The sequence below is a fragment of the Seohaeicola sp. 4SK31 genome (assembly GCF_028802875.1).
In the GTDB taxonomy this organism is placed as follows: Bacteria; Pseudomonadota; Alphaproteobacteria; order Rhodobacterales; family Rhodobacteraceae; genus Seohaeicola.
In genome coordinates, this window is record NZ_JARAMP010000022.1 from 35,267 (window position 1) to 53,118 (window position 17,852).

At 61.5% G+C, this 17,852-nt stretch carries 16 protein-coding genes; 7 read left to right on the forward strand and 9 right to left on the reverse strand.

Features of this window, described 5'->3' with window-relative positions; translation table 11 throughout:
- Nucleotides 1-110: 110 nt before the first annotated feature.
- From PVW27_RS16900 to idi, 6 genes are all read left to right on the forward strand, one after another.
- Nucleotides 111-917, forward strand: a complete 807-nt coding sequence (locus PVW27_RS16900) for a cobalamin B12-binding domain-containing protein (protein WP_274559784.1) — start codon at nt 111-113, stop codon at nt 915-917.
- Nucleotides 918-2,336, forward strand: a complete 1,419-nt coding sequence (gene ppsR, locus PVW27_RS16905) for a transcriptional regulator PpsR (RefSeq protein ID WP_274559786.1) — start codon at nt 918-920, stop codon at nt 2,334-2,336.
- Nucleotides 2,337-2,445: 109 nt separating this feature from the next.
- Nucleotides 2,446-3,354, forward strand: coding sequence for a chlorophyll synthase ChlG (gene chlG, locus PVW27_RS16910; protein WP_274559788.1), 909 nt, complete (start codon nt 2,446-2,448; stop codon nt 3,352-3,354).
- Nucleotides 3,351-4,634 carry a BCD family MFS transporter gene (locus tag PVW27_RS16915; protein WP_274559790.1) on the forward strand — a complete coding sequence of 428 codons (1,284 nt, stop codon included), beginning with the start codon at nt 3,351-3,353 and terminating at the stop codon, nt 4,632-4,634. Before chlG ends, PVW27_RS16915 begins: the two co-directional genes overlap by 4 nt.
- A gap of 2 nt (nt 4,635-4,636) precedes the next feature.
- The gene (locus PVW27_RS16920) at nt 4,637-5,815 is read left to right on the forward strand and encodes a geranylgeranyl diphosphate reductase (protein ID WP_274559792.1); all 1,179 of its coding nucleotides are present in this window, start codon (nt 4,637-4,639) and stop codon (nt 5,813-5,815) included.
- Nucleotides 5,812-6,363 carry an isopentenyl-diphosphate Delta-isomerase gene (gene idi / locus PVW27_RS16925; protein ID WP_274559794.1) on the forward strand — a complete coding sequence of 184 codons (552 nt, stop codon included), beginning with the start codon at nt 5,812-5,814 and terminating at the stop codon, nt 6,361-6,363. The genes PVW27_RS16920 and idi overlap by 4 nt, the downstream gene beginning before the upstream one ends.
- A 71-nt stretch (nt 6,364-6,434) precedes the next feature.
- Here the strand turns inward: idi and PVW27_RS16930 are convergent, their stop codons facing one another.
- From PVW27_RS16930 to PVW27_RS16970, 9 genes are all read right to left on the reverse strand, one after another.
- Nucleotides 6,435-7,994, reverse strand: a complete 1,560-nt coding sequence (locus tag PVW27_RS16930) for a flotillin family protein (RefSeq protein ID WP_274559796.1) — start codon at nt 7,992-7,994, stop codon at nt 6,435-6,437.
- A gap of 13 nt (nt 7,995-8,007) precedes the next feature.
- Complete coding sequence (locus PVW27_RS16935) at nt 8,008-8,814, reverse strand: coniferyl-alcohol dehydrogenase (RefSeq protein ID WP_274559798.1); 807 nt, start codon at nt 8,812-8,814, stop codon at nt 8,008-8,010.
- Nucleotides 8,814-10,286, reverse strand: coding sequence for an aldehyde dehydrogenase family protein (locus PVW27_RS16940; protein ID WP_274559800.1), 1,473 nt, complete (start codon nt 10,284-10,286; stop codon nt 8,814-8,816). The genes PVW27_RS16935 and PVW27_RS16940 overlap by 1 nt, the downstream gene beginning before the upstream one ends.
- 11 nt (nt 10,287-10,297) lie before the next feature.
- Nucleotides 10,298-11,491 (reverse strand): ABC transporter ATP-binding protein, encoded by a 1,194-nt coding sequence (locus tag PVW27_RS16945; protein ID WP_274559802.1) that lies wholly within the window; start codon nt 11,489-11,491, stop codon nt 10,298-10,300.
- Nucleotides 11,484-12,215, reverse strand: coding sequence for an ABC transporter ATP-binding protein (locus PVW27_RS16950; RefSeq protein WP_274559804.1), 732 nt, complete (start codon nt 12,213-12,215; stop codon nt 11,484-11,486). The genes PVW27_RS16945 and PVW27_RS16950 overlap by 8 nt, the downstream gene beginning before the upstream one ends.
- A complete protein-coding gene (locus tag PVW27_RS16955) occupies nt 12,212-13,150 on the reverse strand; it encodes a branched-chain amino acid ABC transporter permease (RefSeq protein WP_274559805.1) in 939 nt (312 codons plus the stop codon). Before PVW27_RS16955 ends, PVW27_RS16950 begins: the two co-directional genes overlap by 4 nt.
- Nucleotides 13,147-14,013, reverse strand: coding sequence for a branched-chain amino acid ABC transporter permease (locus tag PVW27_RS16960; protein WP_274559807.1), 867 nt, complete (start codon nt 14,011-14,013; stop codon nt 13,147-13,149). The genes PVW27_RS16955 and PVW27_RS16960 overlap by 4 nt, the downstream gene beginning before the upstream one ends.
- Before the next feature lie 75 nt (nt 14,014-14,088).
- Nucleotides 14,089-15,288: an amino acid ABC transporter substrate-binding protein gene (locus PVW27_RS16965; protein WP_274559809.1), complete on the reverse strand. Its 1,200-nt coding sequence runs from the start codon at nt 15,286-15,288 to the stop codon at nt 14,089-14,091.
- 63 nt (nt 15,289-15,351) lie between these two features.
- Complete coding sequence (locus tag PVW27_RS16970) at nt 15,352-16,719, reverse strand: aldehyde dehydrogenase family protein (RefSeq protein WP_274559811.1); 1,368 nt, start codon at nt 16,717-16,719, stop codon at nt 15,352-15,354.
- Nucleotides 16,720-16,970: 251 nt separating this feature from the next.
- Here PVW27_RS16970 and PVW27_RS16975 point away from each other — a divergent pair, with 251 nt between their 5' ends.
- The gene (locus PVW27_RS16975) at nt 16,971-17,846 is read left to right on the forward strand and encodes a helix-turn-helix transcriptional regulator (protein WP_274559812.1); all 876 of its coding nucleotides are present in this window, start codon (nt 16,971-16,973) and stop codon (nt 17,844-17,846) included.
- The last annotated feature ends 6 nt before the right edge of the window (nt 17,847-17,852 follow it).

A 17,852-nucleotide genomic window follows, 5' to 3' on the forward strand; every position in this document is an offset into this window, starting at 1 on the left:
ATTATCTTTGACATTTGACCTCTTAGACTGGACAATGCATGGAGTCGGAGGTTTACTTTCAGCGCGCTGCGCCCGAAAACGTGGCGTCTGAGACCGGTCGCGGAGGGCATATGTCCAGAAGACCCAATCATAGGCAGACCAATGACGCGCCCCCCCCCGCGTTCAAGGGGATGTTTCAAGTCGGCGATCTGGCTAACAGGGTCATCTCGGTGCTGCGCGAGCGGAGCATCGCTGAAAGGGCGCTTTTGTGCGACAGCCTCATCGACAGGCTTCTGACCGCCATCAGCGATCCACGCGGATTTGACGCGGAAGGCGCTATCGACATGCTGCGGGCCGCGCATCTGTCCGACAAGGACATCATCAGCTGTTACATACCCGAAGCGGCGCGCCACCTTGGTTGCCGCTGGGATCAAAGCGAAATGAGCTTTGCACAGGTCACGACAGCCAGTGCACGCCTGCAGGACATGGTGCGGGTTTTGTCCTCGGATTGGTCTGAACGCAACGCGGGCAGGTCAACGGCTGATCAGTTGGGTGTTCTGCTCGTGATGTGCGAGAACGATACCCATACACTGGGATGCGCCAGTATAGCCGCATGCCTGCGCCATGAAGGTCACTCCGTTCGTTTGATCCTGTCGGCAACACAATTGGATTTCCGCAAGGCTTTGCGGCAGGACTGGTATGATTTGATCATGTTTTCCTGCGCACGCGTTCAGGCACTTGAAACAATTGCTGAATTCGTTACACACGCTAGAACGTCCATTCGCAATGTTCCTCCGCTCATCCTGGGCGGGCTTGTTCTTACTCAGTTGGTGGACGCCAAGGACATAACTGGCGTGGACCTTGCAACGAATGACTTGCAGTTTGCCCTTAAACTTTGCGACACCCGTGCGGTCGGCAAGAAACTCGTGGCAGAATAGATGACAAAGGGTGGATCCCATTTCTGGTCCAGTGGCTCTGTACCACTGATTGAACCGGAATTTCTGCGCAGCATCATTGCGGCAGCGTCAGACATTGCTCTGGTCGTGTCGCGGGCTTGTGTGGTGGAATCCGTTCTGATCAACGCCAATGACACCTCCTATGGCAATCTTGACCATTGGGAAGGGCGGCGGATTCAGCAGTTCCTGACAATGGAAAGCGTGCCCAAATTCGAAGCGGCCATGAAGCGCTTTGTCGATGGCGACGTAAACCTGCGCCCGATCGAGTTGAACCATTCCGACAATGCCGTCTGGGAATTCCCGATCCGCTACAGTTTCCATCGCATCGGGACGGATGGGCAGATCCTGATGCTGGGCCGCGACCTGCGTCTGATCGCGGAAACGCAGCAACACCTAGTTCAAGCACAGATGGCGCTGGAGCGCGGCTATGAAGCCCGGCGCGAATTTGACTCGCGTTATCGCCTGCTTCTGTCGACGACACGCGACGCCATTGTCTTTGTCTCGGTAGGCACCGGACGCATCAAGGATATCAACGACCCAGCAGCAAGCCTTCTGGGCGCGTCGCGGGATGACCTGACCGGCGCGACATTCGCGCAGGAGTTCAAGGACAAGCGTAGCGGCGAATTCGTGGAATCACTGGTCAATCTGGCGATTTCGGAATCCGTTTCGGATCTCGAAGTGCAGACCAGACGCAGTCGCAAACGTGTGACCGTCACGCCCACGGTGTTCCGTGCCGGCGGCGAACGTGTCCTGATCTGCCGCATGGACCCGGGTGAGGATGCCCGCGTCGTGGACGACCAACTCTCGGTGAACCTCTCCACGCTCTATCACAACGGGGCGGATGCAGTGGTGTTCACCGATTCCAAGGGCGTGATTGCTGCGGCCAATGACAGCTTCCTGAACATGGCCGATGCGGCCCATATGTCGGATGTCAAAGGACGCAGCCTATCTGATTTTCTGGCACGCGGTCAGATTGATCTGAACGTCCTGATCGATAACGCGCAGCGGTCTGGCAACATGCGGATGTATGCGACCCAGCTGGTGAATGACTATGGCGGCAAGGTTGCAATCGAAGTCGCAACAACATGGCTGAATGATCGCAGCAGCCCCGCAATCGCCTTTGTGATGCGCGATGTCAGCCGCGTGGATGCCGTGCGCAAGCCGGTAGCGACTGTCGATGAAGGCTCGCAACACAGCGTCATGGAACTCGTGGGCTCCGCTACTCTGAAAGAGATCGTCGCCGAGACAACTGATGTCGTCGAAAAGATGTGCATCGAGACCGCCGTGACCCTGACACGCAACAATCGCGTCGCTGCTGCCGAAATGCTGGGCCTGTCCCGGCAGAGCCTTTACGTGAAACTGCGTAAATACGGGCTTTTGAGCAAGGACGGCGAGGACTGAGGCAACCGCCTGTCCGCCTGTCACTCGTAAACAGTCTGCGACATTTCCACATCGTGTCTGGTCGTTGTTTTTCTTGCGCCGACTCGAATTGTAATGTCATAGTTTACACATGACTGTAAACCAAGCCTTACACATTCGCACCTTGCCAGAGCCAGCCGCCATGCTGCGGCTGATCAAACCGATCACATGGTTCCCCCCTATGTGGGCCTATCTCTGCGGTGTAATTTCCTCTGGCGTATCCCCTTCGGGACAATGGGGCATGGTGCTTCTGGGTGTTATCCTGGCTGGCCCGATCGTCTGCGGCATGTCGCAGGCCGCGAATGACTGGTGTGATCGTCATGTAGACGCGATCAACGAACCCGACAGGCCAATTCCCTCGGGGCGTATTCCAGGTCGCTGGGGGCTGTGGATTGCACTTACCATGACCGTGCTGTCGCTGGTGGTCGGCTGGCAGCTTGGACCTTGGGGTTTCGGCGCCACGGTCATCGGCGTGTTGGCGGCGTGGGCCTATTCAGCCGAACCCGTGCGGATGAAACGCTCGGGTTTGTGGGGACCGGGGCTTGTCGGGCTCTCCTACGAAAGTCTTCCCTGGTTCACGGGGGCCGCCGTACTCAGCGCAGGGTCACCCTCGATAGCCGTAGTGATCATCGCGCTTCTCTACGGGATCGGCGCACATGGGATCATGACGCTGAATGATTTCAAGGCACTGGAGGGCGACCGTCAGATGGGGGTGAATTCCCTGCCTGTCACCATGGGGCCGGAACGTGCCGCACGCCTTGCCTGCTGGGTCATGGCACTGCCACAGATAGTGGTGATCGGGCTTCTTGTGCTTTGGGACAGGCCGATCCATGCCGCAGCCATAACGGCTGTTCTGGTCCTGCAACTTTGGGCGATGCGAGTCTTGCTGACCGATCCCAAAGGACGCGCGCCTTGGTACAACGGAACCGGGGTCACGCTTTACGTCGGCGGCATGATGATTGCCGCCTTCGCCATCCGCACGCTGGAGGCCGCACCGTGACACTGTCCTGGCTGTCAATTGTTCGCCTGGGTCTGGTGCAGATGTGCATCGGCGCAGTGGTCGTATTGACCACATCCACACTGAACCGCTTGATGGTAGTGGAACTGGCGCTGCCTGCGCTTTTGCCGGGATTCCTTGTGGCACTCCATTACGGGATACAGATCACGCGGCCCAACTGGGGCTATCGCTCGGATACGTCGGGCAACCGCACGCGCTGGATCGTCGGGGGTATGGCAATTTTGTCTGCGGGTGCCTTTCTGGCAGCTCTGGCTATCCCTGTTCTTGAGACGCAGTTCACAGCAGGGCTTGCCTTGTCAATTCTGGCCTATGCGTTGATCGGCCTTGGGTCAGGGGCCTCGGGCACTTCGCTTCTTGCTTTGCTTGCAACGGCCACGGCACCGCGCCGCCGCGCGGCGGCAGCCACGATCACTTGGCTGATGATGATCTTCGGCATCGCCGCCACGGCGGGCACGGTCGGAGCCAATCTTGATCCCTATAGCCACGCATTGTTGATGCGGATCGTGGCCATCGTCACCATCGGCGCGGTCGTCGTGACCACCCTGGCCATCTGGAGGGTGGAACGCGGCGTTGATGCGCAGCCGGAACCGGACAGGATGCCGTTCATGGAAGGCCTGAGGGAAGTCTGGGAGGAACCGAAAGCGCGGATGTTCACCCTTTTCGTTTTCCTGTCCATGACCGCCTATTTCATGCAGGAATTGATCCTTGAACCCTATGCCGGTCTGGTATTCGGTTTTACGCCGGGGCAGTCCACGTCCCTGTCGGGGGCGCAGAATGGTGGTGTTTTCGTCGGCATGCTGATCGTCGGGATCGCGGCCACGGGCCTGCGATTGGGCACGTTGCGTGCATGGGTCGTGGCGGGATGCCTTGGATCTGCAGGATGCCTTGGCCTGCTGACCCTGCTGGGTCCGCTTGGCCCCGGCGCGCCATTGGTGCCCGTCGTCGTGGCGCTGGGGTTCTTCAACGGAATGTTCGCTGTCGCCGCCATCGGATCGATGATGGCCTTGGCAGGCGAAGGCCGCGGCGCACGTGAAGGCACGCGCATGGGTCTATGGGGGGCCGCTCAGGCGATTGCCGCTGGATTTGGCGGTTTGTTGGGGGCCGCATCGGTCGATGCGCTCCGCGTGCTTTTTGCTGACGACGCCCCGGCGTTCGGGACCGTTTTCATCGCTGAAGCCGCGCTGTTTCTGGCCGCAGCCTTCATGGCCACACGTATCATGGAAAACCGCCGCGGCGGTGCGCAACTGGTTCCGGGAGAATGAACATGTTTGATGTCGTCGTCGTGGGCGCAGGCCCATCCGGGGCCACAGCGGCCGAGGATCTGGCCCGCTCCGGGGTCAAGGTGGCCATGCTGGACAGGGATGGGCGGATCAAGCCCTGCGGCGGCGCCATTCCGCCGCGTCTGATTGCGGATTTCGATATCCCTGACTCGCAGATCGTGGCGAAGATCACCACGGCGCGGATGATCTCGCCCACCGGACGGGCCGTCGACATCCCCATCGAGAACGGCTTTGTCGGCATGGTGGACCGCGAGCATTTCGACGAGTTCCTGCGCGCGAGGGCGGCAAGCGCAGGTGCTACACGGCTAACCGGCACTTATCTGCGGATCGAGCGTGACACAACAGGCACCCATGTCATCTATCGCGACAAGGCCAGCGGCGAAGAGATGCGTCTGACCACAAGGCTGGTGATCGGCGCGGATGGGGCACGGTCAAAGGTCGGGCGCACAGAAGTGCCGGGCGGCGACAAGATCCCTTACGTTCTGGCCTATCACGAGATCATCGAGGCCCCTGCGAAGACAGCCATCTATGATCCCGAACGCTGCGACGTGATCTATGACGGCGCGATCTCGCCTGACTTTTACGGCTGGGTCTTCCCACATGGCAAATCCGCCAGCGTCGGTATGGGTACCGAAGTGGATAGTGTTGATCTGAAAAAGGCGACCGCCGATTTGCGTGCGGCGGCCGGTTTGACAGAGTGCAGAACGATCCGCAGGGAGGGGGCGCCAATCCCGCTCAAACCTCTGGATCGCTGGGACAATGGCCGCGATGTGGTGTTGGCAGGGGATGCCGCCGGCGTCGTCGCCCCCTCCTCGGGTGAGGGCATATATTACGCGATGGTCGGCGGACGGGTTGCCGCCACAGCAGCGGCTGCTTGTCTCGCCTCGGGCCGCGTGCGCGACCTGAAACTGGCACGGCAATTGTTCATGAAGGAACACAAGATGGTGTTCCGGGTTCTTGCTTCGATGCAGAACGCCTATTATCGGTCAGATGAAAGGCGCGAACGCTTCGTGTCGCTCTGCCATGACGTTGATGTGCAACGCCTGACCTTCGAGGCCTATATGAACAAGAAACTGGTGCGGGCGCGCCCGATGGCGCATCTCAAGATCGGGCTCAAGAATCTGGCCCACTTGACCCGCCTGATCCCGGCGAGCCGTGTATGAGCATGATGATACCAGCCTGGGTTGATGGCACTCTGACCCCCGTCGACAAGCTTGAGGTGCACCAGCGTGGGCTGCGCCACAAGGCCGTGTCGGTCTTTGTGATCCGGGGCATGGATGTGCTGATCCAGCGTCGGGCGATGGGCAAGTATCATACGCCCGGTCTGTGGGCGAATACCTGCTGCACCCATCCGGACTGGGACGAGGCACCCGAACTGTGCGCAACCCGCCGCCTGCGCGAGGAACTGGGTATAACGGGCCTGCATCCCGAACATCGCGACCGGGTGGAATACCGCGCCGATGTGGGGGCGGGTCTGGTCGAACATGAGGTGGTTGATATCTATCTGGCGCGTGCCGATGAGGGTCTGAAGATCGCACCGAACCCTGACGAGGTCATGGAAGTTCGCTGGATCAACTATCAGGATCTTGTTGCAGAGGTCGCCCGCAGACCCGAACGCTTCACGCCCTGGATGAAGATCTATCTGGCCGAACACAGCGACCGTATCTTCGGTCCTGATATGGTTTACCTGGCAAGTCTGTCACAGGGCTAAGGGTAGCACCCAGACAAGAAAGACCCTGGGCGCGGTGGCCTCAGGGTCCTTCTGCCATGAATTGAGCAGATTCAATCGCTTGATTTCTTCTTGCCGCTGACCTGCGCAAGATTGGCGCTGATCTGGTCGCCAAGCTTTTGCAGGCTTGGCAATTGCACCGCCATATCCATGATTGCGTCAACGGTCGCGTTGACTGGCGATGCTGGGCGATCGGAACCTTCTGCACGCGTGCCACCGACGCCGCTCAGGTGATTGACGCTGATACCGGTGATCTTTTCGGCGGGACGCACCATTTCGGCCAGAATGCGAGGCATGGCTTCCAGTCGTGCCTTTTCCAACTCCATCGCGATGATCGCGTCGGATCGGGCATTCTCGGCTTCGATCCGGGCACGCTCTGCCTCGACTCGGGCCAATTCGACTGCCTTTGTCGCCTCGGCTTCGGCGCGGCGGGCATCCGCCTTGTCAGCAGCAGTCGCCTTGTCGGAGGCAGCGGCGATTTCGGCGCGTTTGGCCGCGGCTTCGGCCTGTTCCTGTGCCGCGATCAGCGCGAGTGCACGGCGGCGCTCGGCCTCGGCCATGGCGCGGGCGGTCTGCACGGCCTCGGCTGCGGTCACGGCTTCGGCGCGGGCGGCATCAGCTTGCGCCTTGGCGCGGCTTTCCTCCTGACTTTTCGCGGACAACTGGATCTGCCGGTCGCTTTCGGCATCCTCCAGCGCGCGGCTCTGGGCAATCTCGGCCTCGCGGATCGCTTGCTCGCGGGCAATGTCGGCGGCCTGAATGTCCTGCTCCATGCGGATGCGGGCCTGTGCCGCGGTGCGTTCGCTGTCTGCCTTGCGTTGTGCCACTTCCGCCAGTTGCGCGGCCATCAGCGTCTCGATCTCCTGACCTTGGGCGATTTCGGCGCGGCGCTGTTCCAGATCAATCTCCAACTTGCGCTTGGCCGCCTCCATCGCGGCGCGACGGACCGAGACATCACTTTCGCTTTCGATCTCGGCACGCTCCTTCTTGGACTTGGCGATCACCTCGGCCAGTTTGCGCATACCCACCGCGTTGAAGGCGTTGTTTTCGTCCAGCGCGGAAAAAGGTGTCTGGTCCAGCCCGGTCAAAGAGACCGAATCCAGTTGCAACCCATAGTTTGCCATCGCCTCGGCCAGCCCTTCGCGCACCTCGCGCACGAATTGCGCGCGGTTTTCGTGCAATTCGTCCATCGTCATGCGGGCCGCGACCGAGCGTAGAGCGTCGATCATCATCCCGTCGATCAACCCGCGCAGTTGATCCGGCTGGAACAGGCGCTTGCCAAGGGTCTGGGCGGCGCGGGTGATCGTTTCCGCCTGCGGTGTGACAGAAACATAAAAATCCGCGCCCACATCCACCCGCAGGCGGTCCTTGGTGATCAAGGCCGCCTCGCCGGTGCGCGATACAGTCATGCGGATTGTCTGCATGTTCACGCGTGTGATCTCGTGGAAATAGGGAAGGGCGAGCGTGCCCCCGTCGATGATGACGCGCCGCCCGCCGATCCCCGTTTTCACCAAAGCCACCTCGTTCGTGGCGCGCTCATAGAACCATGCAGCCAGTGCGATCAGCGCGGCGGCAATGACGATCAGGACAATGATCCAGCCCAAAGCAGACATAACAGCCTCCCCTTCAAGTAAGCCCGTGCATTTCGCACAGGATGTTCGACGACATGCCCCCGTCGACAGGGATATTGGTGCCACGAATCCACGTGGTCATGTCCGACAGCAGGAAGGCCACGACCGGGGCGATGTCATCGGCCCGTCCGGGGCGATCCATGACGCGCATATCCTCTTCGGCCCGTGCGCCCAGCGTTTCGATGAAATCGCCAAGGATTGGTGTATCGACCGGGCCGGGGCTGACGCTGTTCATGCGGATGCCCCGGTCGCGCCAGGTCCAGCGGTTCTGCTGTGTCCAGGCGATCAGCGCTTCTTTGGAGAAGAAATAACTCCGCCCGCCTGCGTTGGTGATGTCGTGTCGCTGCATGAAACCAGCCAGATCATCCATATCGGCACTTTCACTGGCGCGGATCGCTTCGACCGCATGCGGCCAACCAAAACCCGCCAAGGAGGCAAGGTTCACGATCGACGCGCCGTCATTCAGCTTGGGCAGCAGGCCCAACGTCAGGCGTTTGAGGCCGAAGAGATTGACCTTGAGCACCTTTTCCGCCGGGGCCGTGGGCGGCAGGCCCGCGATATTGGCGATCCCGTCAATGCCTGAGGGCAGCACATCGACCAACGCATCGATGGTGCGGGCATCCGACAGATCGGCGCGGTAGAATTCCTCGACATGGTCGAACCGCTTGGTCACGTCCACGCCCAGGACGGTCGCCCCCATCGCGGTGCAGAGCCGCGCGGTTTCAAACCCGATGCCGCTGGCGGAACCTGTCACGACGATCACCTTGCCCTTGAGAAGGGCGCTTCTCTCCCAAGCTGCCATCAGAACACCGGCGGATATGGGCGGTGGCCACGATCCAGCGTGATCCAGCGCGTTTCGGTAAAGGTCTCAAGCGACCACTTGCCGCCATGCCGCCCAAGGCCCGAGGCCTTGGAGCCGCCGAAGGGCACATGCGGCTCGTCATTGATCGAGGAGCAGTTGACGTGGCACATGCCCGTTTCAAGCTGGCGGGCCATGCGCAGGGCGCGTTCCTCGTTGCGGGTGATGATCCCGGCCGATAGCCCGTATTCGGTGTCATTGTTCAGGGCAATCGCCTCGGCATCCGTTTTGAAGGGCACGACCACGGCGACCGGGCCGAAGGTCTCGTCCCGCCAGACGGCCATGTCGGGGGTGACATTGGTCAGGATCGTCGGTTCGACATAGCGATCCCAGACACGACCGCCCAGCACGGCCTTGGCGCCTTTGGCCAGCGCATCCTCGATCTGGTGTTTGACGCGGACGACCTGCCGCTCGTTGATCAGCGGGCCTATGACATTGGCCTTGTCACGGGTGTCCCCTGTCTTGAGCTTGGACGCGCGGGCCACGAACTGGCGCAGGAAATCAGCATAGATGCTGTCTTGCACCAGCACCTTTTCCACGCTCATGCAGATCTGGCCCTGATGCATGAAGCTGCCGAAGCTGGCCGCACTTGTGGCGCGGTCCATATCGGCGTCTTCCAGCACGATCAGGCTGTCCTTGCCGCCCAGTTCGACGCAGCATTTCTTGAGATGGGCCCCGGCCTTTGCGGCGATCTGGCGGCCCACAGGGGTGGAGCCGGTGAAGGATATGCCCTTGACCAGCGGGTTCTCGATCATCTCGTCGCCCATCTCCTGCACGCGGTCGCGGCTACAGGTGATGACGTTGAACACGCCCTTGGGGATGCCTGCTTCCTCCAGCACTTCGGCAAAGAACAAACCGCCCGCATAGGGTGTGTCCTCGGAGGGTTTGAGCACGATGGTGTTGCCTGCGGCCATCGGAAAGGCAAAGCCGCGCGCGGTGAGGATGCCAGGCATGTTCCACGGGCTGATCACGCTGATCACGCCCATGGGATAGCGCACGGCGGTTGAGAACTTGCCGTGTTCGGACGGAAGCACCTCGCCGATCGACCCGTACAGTACGCCCGCCGCTGCGCGGAACACCTCGGGGACATAGCCGGTCTCGAACATGCCCTTGCCGAACCAGCCGCCGCCCTCGGCCTGTGCGGCGGCGACAAAATCGGCGGCCCGCTTTTCCCAGACATCGGCGATCTTGAGCATGTAATGCGCGCGTTCCTGAAACATCAGGCTTGACCATGCCGGGAAGGCGGCTTGTGCTGCCGCAATCGCCATGCGTGTTTCGGCGCGACCACCATCAGGGATCCGCGCATAAAGCGATCCATCCGAAGGATTGATGTCGTCAAAGCTGCCTTGGCCAGCAACCCAGTTGCCGCCGATATACATGCCCTTGACGGTTTTCGTATGGGGGGAATCCAGCATCTGCATCTCTCCTATGAACGGTCGAAATCGTTGCCACCCGGTCTGCGGCGCCAGACTTCAACGCGGGGGGCGCGGTAGACCTCGATGGTAACGGGCGGGGAAGCCGGGTGGCTGTCCTGTCGTTGTGATGTCTGTGGCGCCGAATCGCGCGCTCGATCCTGCGGACGCGAGCGTTCGACGACGCGGGGGCGGCGCGCGGCCTGTGCGGCGCGCTCGATCTCGGCCAGTGTCGCGGCAATGCGGTCATTCTGCTGTGCGGCCTGCGCAGGCGCAGTCTGGCGTCTGTCGGTCACGGCGGATTGCTGGCGCTGGCTGGCCTGTGCCACCAGATCAGCAACCGAACGGCCAAGGATCATATCGGCAGAGACTGTCTGGCTGGGTCGTGGCGACACGGCAAAGGTCTGCGGCGCGGCCTCAGACGGCACGGCATCCCTGCCGGATGGGCCCTGCGCCGCATCGTGGGTATGCGGTGCGGCCGCCCCGCCAGCCCCCAGATAGGCGGACTGCACAGCAGGGTCGTTGCGCAGGGCCGCGGCACTGTCCTCATGCACGATATGAGCGTTCTCCAGCAGATAACCGCGATCCGCGATGGCAAGGCTTTGCTTGGCGTTCTGTTCCACCAGCAGAATACCGATACCCAGATCGCGCACCTTTTTCAGGTTCTGGAACAACTCCTTGCACAGCAGTGGCGACAGACCCAAAGACGGCTCGTCCAGCGTCAGAATGTTGGGGTTCGACATCATGGCCCGCCCGATGGCCACCATCTGCTGCTCGCCGCCCGACATGGTGCGCACGACCTGTCCGCTGCGTTCGATCAATTTGGGAAACAGCTCGTGAACACGGTCCAGATTGGAGGCCTGATCCTCACGCGCGCGGGCCGAATAGGCCCCGAGGATCAGGTTCTCGCGCACGGTCAAATCACCAAAGACGCCACGCCCTTCCGGCACCAGCGCTACACCCTGATCCAGAATGCGGTTGGCTGGCAAAGTCGTCAGATCCTCGCCGTACAGCGTGATCTGCCCGCTGACCTGTCCTTCGCAAATGCCGCTGATCGCCTTGAGTAGGGTCGATTTGCCTGCACCGTTCGCGCCAAGGATCACCACGATCTCGCCGGGGCGGACGGTGATCGACGCATCTTCAAGCGCGCGGTGCTTGCCATAGCTGACGGTCAGGTTGCGGACTTCAAGACCTGCGGATCTAGACATCGTCATCCCCCAGATAGGCGCGGATCACGTCCGGGTCGGACAGGACCTGCTGTGGTGTGCCCTCGGCGATCTTGGTGCCCGAAGCCATGACCACGCAGGTATCGCAAAGCGACCGGATCGCATCCATAACATGTTCCACCAGAATGATGGTGCGGCCATCGTCGCGCAGCGATTTGATCAGGCTAATCCCGATCTGCAATTCGGTCGGGTTCAGGCCCGCCAGCCATTCATCCAGCAACAGAAGTTTCGGATCGCTGGCCAGCACGCGGGCCAGTTCGACGCGCTTGGTGTCGATATAGGTCAACTGTCCGACGCGCAGGTGGCCCTTGCCCTCCAAGCCCACGCGGGCCAGCAGGGTTTCGGCATGCGCGCGGGCCTCATGCCCCCAGCGGCGGCGATGGCCAAAAACGGCACCGGCCACAACGTTCTCGAGAACAGTCATCGACGGCAACAGCCGGACCAACTGGAAGGTGCGGGCGATGCCGCGCCGGTTGATCTGCTCGGCGGGCAGGGCGGTGATCGGGGTGCCGCGCAGCAGCACCTCACCGCCCGAGACTTTGAGCGCGCCGGATATCAGGTTCATGGTCGTGGACTTGCCCGAGCCATTGGGGCCGATCAGCCCCATGACCTGATGTTCGGCGACGTCGAAGGTCATCGCATTGACCGCGACAAGACCGCCGAAGCGTTTCGTGACATTGCGCAAAGACAGGACCGGGGCGCTCATGCCAGACCCTCCGCATCCGCGCCGCGCGTGCGATGCCGGATCTGTTCCAGCAAGCCTACGAAACCGCGCGGTAGCAGGTAGACAATGACCAGAAAGGCCACACCCAGCAGCAAGGTCGTCTGTTGCGGAAAGCTGGAGGAGATCGACTCCCACAGCAGGGTGAATGGGATGACGCCCACGAGTGGCCCCCACAGACGCCCGGCCCCACCCAGAAGCGCCATGATCACCACCTGAAAGGACAGCATCGGTGCAAAGGCCAGACTGGGTTCGATATAGACGTAACGCGGGGCAAGGATTGCCCCCGTCATCGCCGCGACCGACCCCGGCACCATGAACAAAAGCACTTTCGACAGGGCGGTGTTGATGCCGGAATGAACGGCGACCGTTTCATCATCGCCGATGATGCGCAGCGCAAAGCCCAGCCGCGACCGCCCGATCAGCCAGCCAGTCAAAAACACCGCTGCGGCCAGCGACAGCAGCATCCAGTAAATCCCCGCCTCGGTGATGTCGGTCAGGACATAAAGCCCCTTCTGACCCGAGCGGTTCTGCACCCAAGTAATGACCTGTCGCACCAATTCTGCCAGACCAAGGGTGAAGATCACGAAATAGACCCCCGACAGGCGCAGCGTCGCCAGACCCACCAGCGCGGCCAGCACGGCGCCGATCACTCCCGCAATCCCGATCAGTGACCAGAAGGGGAGAGTCTCGAACCCCAGACCGGTGACATAGGTGCCCACACCGAAAAACGCCGCTGTCGCCAAGGAGATGTAATGTGTGGGCCCCGAAAAGAGCGCCCAGCTTGTGGCCAGCACCGTGAACATGGCGATGGTCACGCCGATTGACAGCCAGTACCCCGAGCCGGACAGCGGCAGCAGCGCGCAGATACCGAAGGCTGCTGTGGCAAGAACAAGGTTGCGGATATCGGTGCCGGTCATGTGGGCTTCTTTCCGAACAGGCCCTGCGGGCGGAACAGCAAGATAAGGATGAACAGCGTATAGGCGGCGGCCAGCGTCAGACCGGGGTCCAGCAGCGTAGCCACCATCGTCTCGACGATCCCCAGCAAGAGCGCGGCGACGATGGTGCCACGCACATCGCCGACGCCGCCCATGATCACGATGATCAATGCCTTGAGCGTGAAGATCACACCGGTCGAGGCATCCAGTGTCAGATAAGTCGACAGCAAGGCGCCACCGACAGCGGTCACCGCTCCTCCGAGGCCAAAGGCCAGTGCGGCCAGATGATTGACGTTGATCCCCACCAGTCGCGCACTGTCCGGTGAGACGGCGATGGCACGGATCGACAGGCCCGGACGGCTGCGGTTCAACCACAGATAAAGCGCGCCGCAGATCACCACAGCTGCAAGGAAGGCCGCCACACGGTTAAGCGCGAAGGTATCGCCCGCGATCACGATGGGCCGTGCCAGATAGGAATAGTTGAAATAATCCCCGCCAAAGACCATCAGCATCAGCCCGACCATCACGAAGGACAAACCAAAGGTGGCCAGAATGCTGTCCGTCTCAAGCTGACCGCGCGTCTTGGCGCGCTTGACCAAGGGTTGCAGCATGATCTTGTAGATCAGCCAGTTCAGCACAAATGTCAGCGGCGCCAGAAGAAAGATCGTCAGGAACGGGCTGATCTGACCGCCTGTGTACATCCAGAAAGCGGCAAAACCGCCCGCCACGAGCATCTCGCCATTCGCAAGGTTCATGATGCGGGCCACGCCATATTGCAGGTTCAGCCCCATGGCGATCAGCGCATAGGTGCCGCCCAGCAAAAGCCCTGTGATCAGAATGTCCATTCGCGTCCCGTTCCTGCCTTGCCGCCAGCCGGTATGGGTGCCCCGGCGTTGACCGGGACACCCAAAGCCTTGAAATTACTTCCAGCCATCCTTCAGGATCACAGGCACTGCCCCGTCGCGGTTGCGCGAGGCGACGCCCTTGAACACGCCATCCTGCCACTGGCCGACAGTCCAGAAAGCCTGGTTGTTGTTGTTCTCGTCAAAGCTGATGGGGCCCAGCACGGTGTCGAATGTGCCCGTGCGCAGGTGATCGGCCACGGCCTTGCGGTCCAGACCGACGGCTTCGATCGACTGCTCCAGAATTTCAAGCGAGGCGTAGGTGGTCGCCGAGGCCCAGAAGTCCGGCTTGGCCCCGGTCACGGCCTCATGCGCGGCCGCATATTCCTGAAACTTCGGGTCATCCACATTGACGCCACCCGGGCCCATCACCCCATTGGCCGCCGCACCGAAGCGCGCACCAAAGGCGGGGAAGGGGGTAGCGACCGCAGTGTAGAAGGCCTGCACCTGCAGATCTTCGATGATCGCCTGTTCGGTCAGCGCAAAGGTATCGGGCGGATAGGACCATGCCACGAACGCATCAGGGGCCGCGGCTTTCGCGCCCTTCATCACCGGCGACAGATCCTGCGTGCCCAGCGGATACGAGGTGTCATAGACGATCTCGAACCCGGCCTCAGAGAATTTGTCGCGCGCCACATCGGCCAGTTCGATCCCGAAGGCATCGGCCACATTGACCATGGCGATCTTGTTGCCCAGCTGACCCGCATCGCGCATGTCAGTCAGGATTTTCACCGTATCCTCGGCCAGCGCGGATGTGGTGCCCAGCGTGAAGAACATGTCGGGGAATTGCTTGGACAGCGCGGGCTGCTGGTCGGTAATGGCCGACACTGCGATCAGCGGATAGCCGTAGCGCGCAAAGATCGGAGCAGCGGCCACAACCAGACCGGTGCCGTAGGGAGAGACGATGAAATGCACCTCATCCTGCGTGGCAAGGCGTTGAATGGCCTTGATCGTCTCACCGGGGTTGGTCTGGTCGTCATATTCGATAATCTCGACAGGCATCATCGTGCCGCCGACATTGATCCCGCCACGCTCGTTCACCTGCGCCGCCCAAAGCTGCACATTGGGCCACTGGCTGACGGCGGCACCGCCCGCGAGCGGGCCGGTCTTGGGGGCGGCTGCCCCGATCTTGATCGTCTCGGCGCTGACGGCGCCGGTGGCCAGACTGGTGCTCAGCGCCAGTGCCGCCACGAATTTCAGGGCTGTTCTGCGTTTCATGTTGATCCTCCTCCAGGGTCAGTCGTTGGTTGTCGTCTTGTCGGTGCTCTTGGCGGCACCTGTTCACAAACTGTGGCGCGCACCATCAGGATGCAGTGCGATCCAGCGCAACTCGGTGAATTCATCCAGCGCGGTTTCCCCGCCGAAACGGCCATACCCGCTGGCCTTCATGCCACCGAAGGGCATGGCCGCATCGTCATAGACGGTCGATCCGTTGATGTGGCAGATGCCCGTTTCAAGCCGCGCCGCCAGCGCGAGGGCGCGATCCCTATCGCGGCTGAAAATGGCGGAGGCCAACCCATATTCGGTGTCATTTGCAATCGACAGCGCCTCTTCCTCGTCCCTCACTCGCAGGATCGAGGCGACCGGGCCGAAACTTTCCTCGTGATAGATCGCCATATTCGAGGCGACATGGTCGATCACGGCAGGCTGCATCACCGCGCCCTCGACCCGCCCCCCGATCAGAAGCTCTGCTCCCTTGTCCTGCGCATCCCGGAGAAGCGCCGCCACCCTTTCGGCTGCCGCTGCATGGATCAGCGTGCCAAGAGAGGCTGCCTCGCGCTGCGGATCAGCGGCCCGCAGGGTTTGCGTCCTGGCAACCAGCTTGGCGACAAAGCGATCCGCGATGTCATCCAGCAGAATGATCCGCTCGGTCGACATGCAGATCTGTCCCTGATTGAAAAAAGCGCCATGCGCTGCCGCCTCGACCGCAGCGTCAAGATCGGCATCCTCCAGAACGATCAACGCCGCCTTGCCGCTGAGTTCCAGCACGCAACGCTTGAGATGATGCGCCGCGGTGACCGCCACCTGGCGACCAACCCGCGTCGATCCGGTAAAGTTGACACGCCGCACTGCCGGATGGGCGATCAGATGATTGACCACAGCTTCTGACTGATCGGGCAGGGCGGTCACGACATTCGCCACACCTGCGGGCAATCCTGACCCGTTAAGGATCTCTACCACGGCACGATGGGTCTGCGGGCAATGCTCCGAACCTTTCAGCACGACCGTGTTGCCACAGGCCAGAGGTGTGGCGATTGCCCGGACCGCCAGCGTGATCGGCGCGTTCCATGGTGCGATTCCCAGCACGACACCCACCGCTTGCCGCCGCAGGATAGACAGGCTTCCATCTTCCGCTGGCGGCATTTCGCGATCAGCCAGAAGCGCGGGCAATCCGGCTGCCTGGCGCAGGATGCGAAGCGCCAGATCAATGTTGAACTGCGTCCAGCCCGAGGCCGCACCCACTTCTTTCGCGGCAAGGTTGACCAGTTGGGCGCGACTGCCATCAAGCGCGTCGGCCATCCGGTGCAAATGGGCCGCCCGGTCTTCGGCAGAACGCTGCGACCAATCCCAGAAAGCTGCCGCAGCAGCATTGGCCGCCGCATCCGCCGCGTTCTGGCCCGAGTCCACCACCCTGAAAGGCGATGTCACGGACGGGCTTTGAAAGACCCGTTCAGCGTCCAAACCGAATTCCTCCCCCAAGGCATGATCCGCTCGCAACCCTCCCCGGTCGCGTGGTGCGGCTGTGCCTTTCTTTATTGCACGTCAAACTATCCGTAGTGACGCCAAGGAAAATGTGAAATTATGGGATATAGTTTATAATTTCCGGGGTAAAGTTGCAGAAAACTTCCAGAATTCTCTCGAAACCGCCCGTCGTCGGATCTGCAAAGGTCCCGCCACCGGTGCCGTTTCATGCCGAACTCATCCAGTCCGGGCTGCAGGAGAAGGTTCTTGGCGGACTGGTCGACCTGCATGCGCGCAGTTGGTGGGTCATTCTGCTGGAAAGCGGACAACTGACCACAGACCGCGACGGTGGAGCAACATCGGTCACGGGTCCGGCGCTGCTCTGGCTGCCATGGGATCGCAGACAAAGGATGCGCGCCAAGGCAGGGACGGTCGGCGGTCATCTGGTCATGGGAGAGACCTCGCTCGCCAACGCAATTGGCGTCAAACCCGAAGCGGCTGATCTGCGGGTGCTGTCGGAACGCGCTGTCCATCTGCCATTGGAAGGCCGTGAATCGCTGCATCGCGACATCGCCCGCTGCTTCGATCTGATCCTGCGGGAATCTGCCGGTCAGGCACCCGGCTCGGCTACCGTGATCGAGGCGCAGGTGCGCGTGATCCTTGTGATGCTTTGGCGGCACACCGCACGGCCCGATGATCTGCGTCACACAGGAGCGAACACATCCCTGATCCTGCAGCAGTTTCGGCAGGCGCTCGAGACGCATTTCCGCGACCGCTGGACAGTGGCGCGCTATGCCGACGCCTTGCACATGTCCACGGATCGGCTGCACGACATCTGCCAGCGGAATCTTGGAAAGCCACCTTCGCGCCTGATCCATGAAAGGCTCGGCTATGAGGCTCAGGTCCTATTGGAGCGATCCTCCATGACGCTGGACCAGATCGCAGAGTTTCTCGGTTTCCGCTCGGCCGCGCAGTTCAGCAATTTTTTCAAGACGCTACACGGTGTCAGACCGGGCGCCTGGCGACGCTCGATCCGCAGCATCGACAAACGCAATGACGTGGGTGCGGCGCAATCCTATGCCGATTGGCCCTAGAGAGAC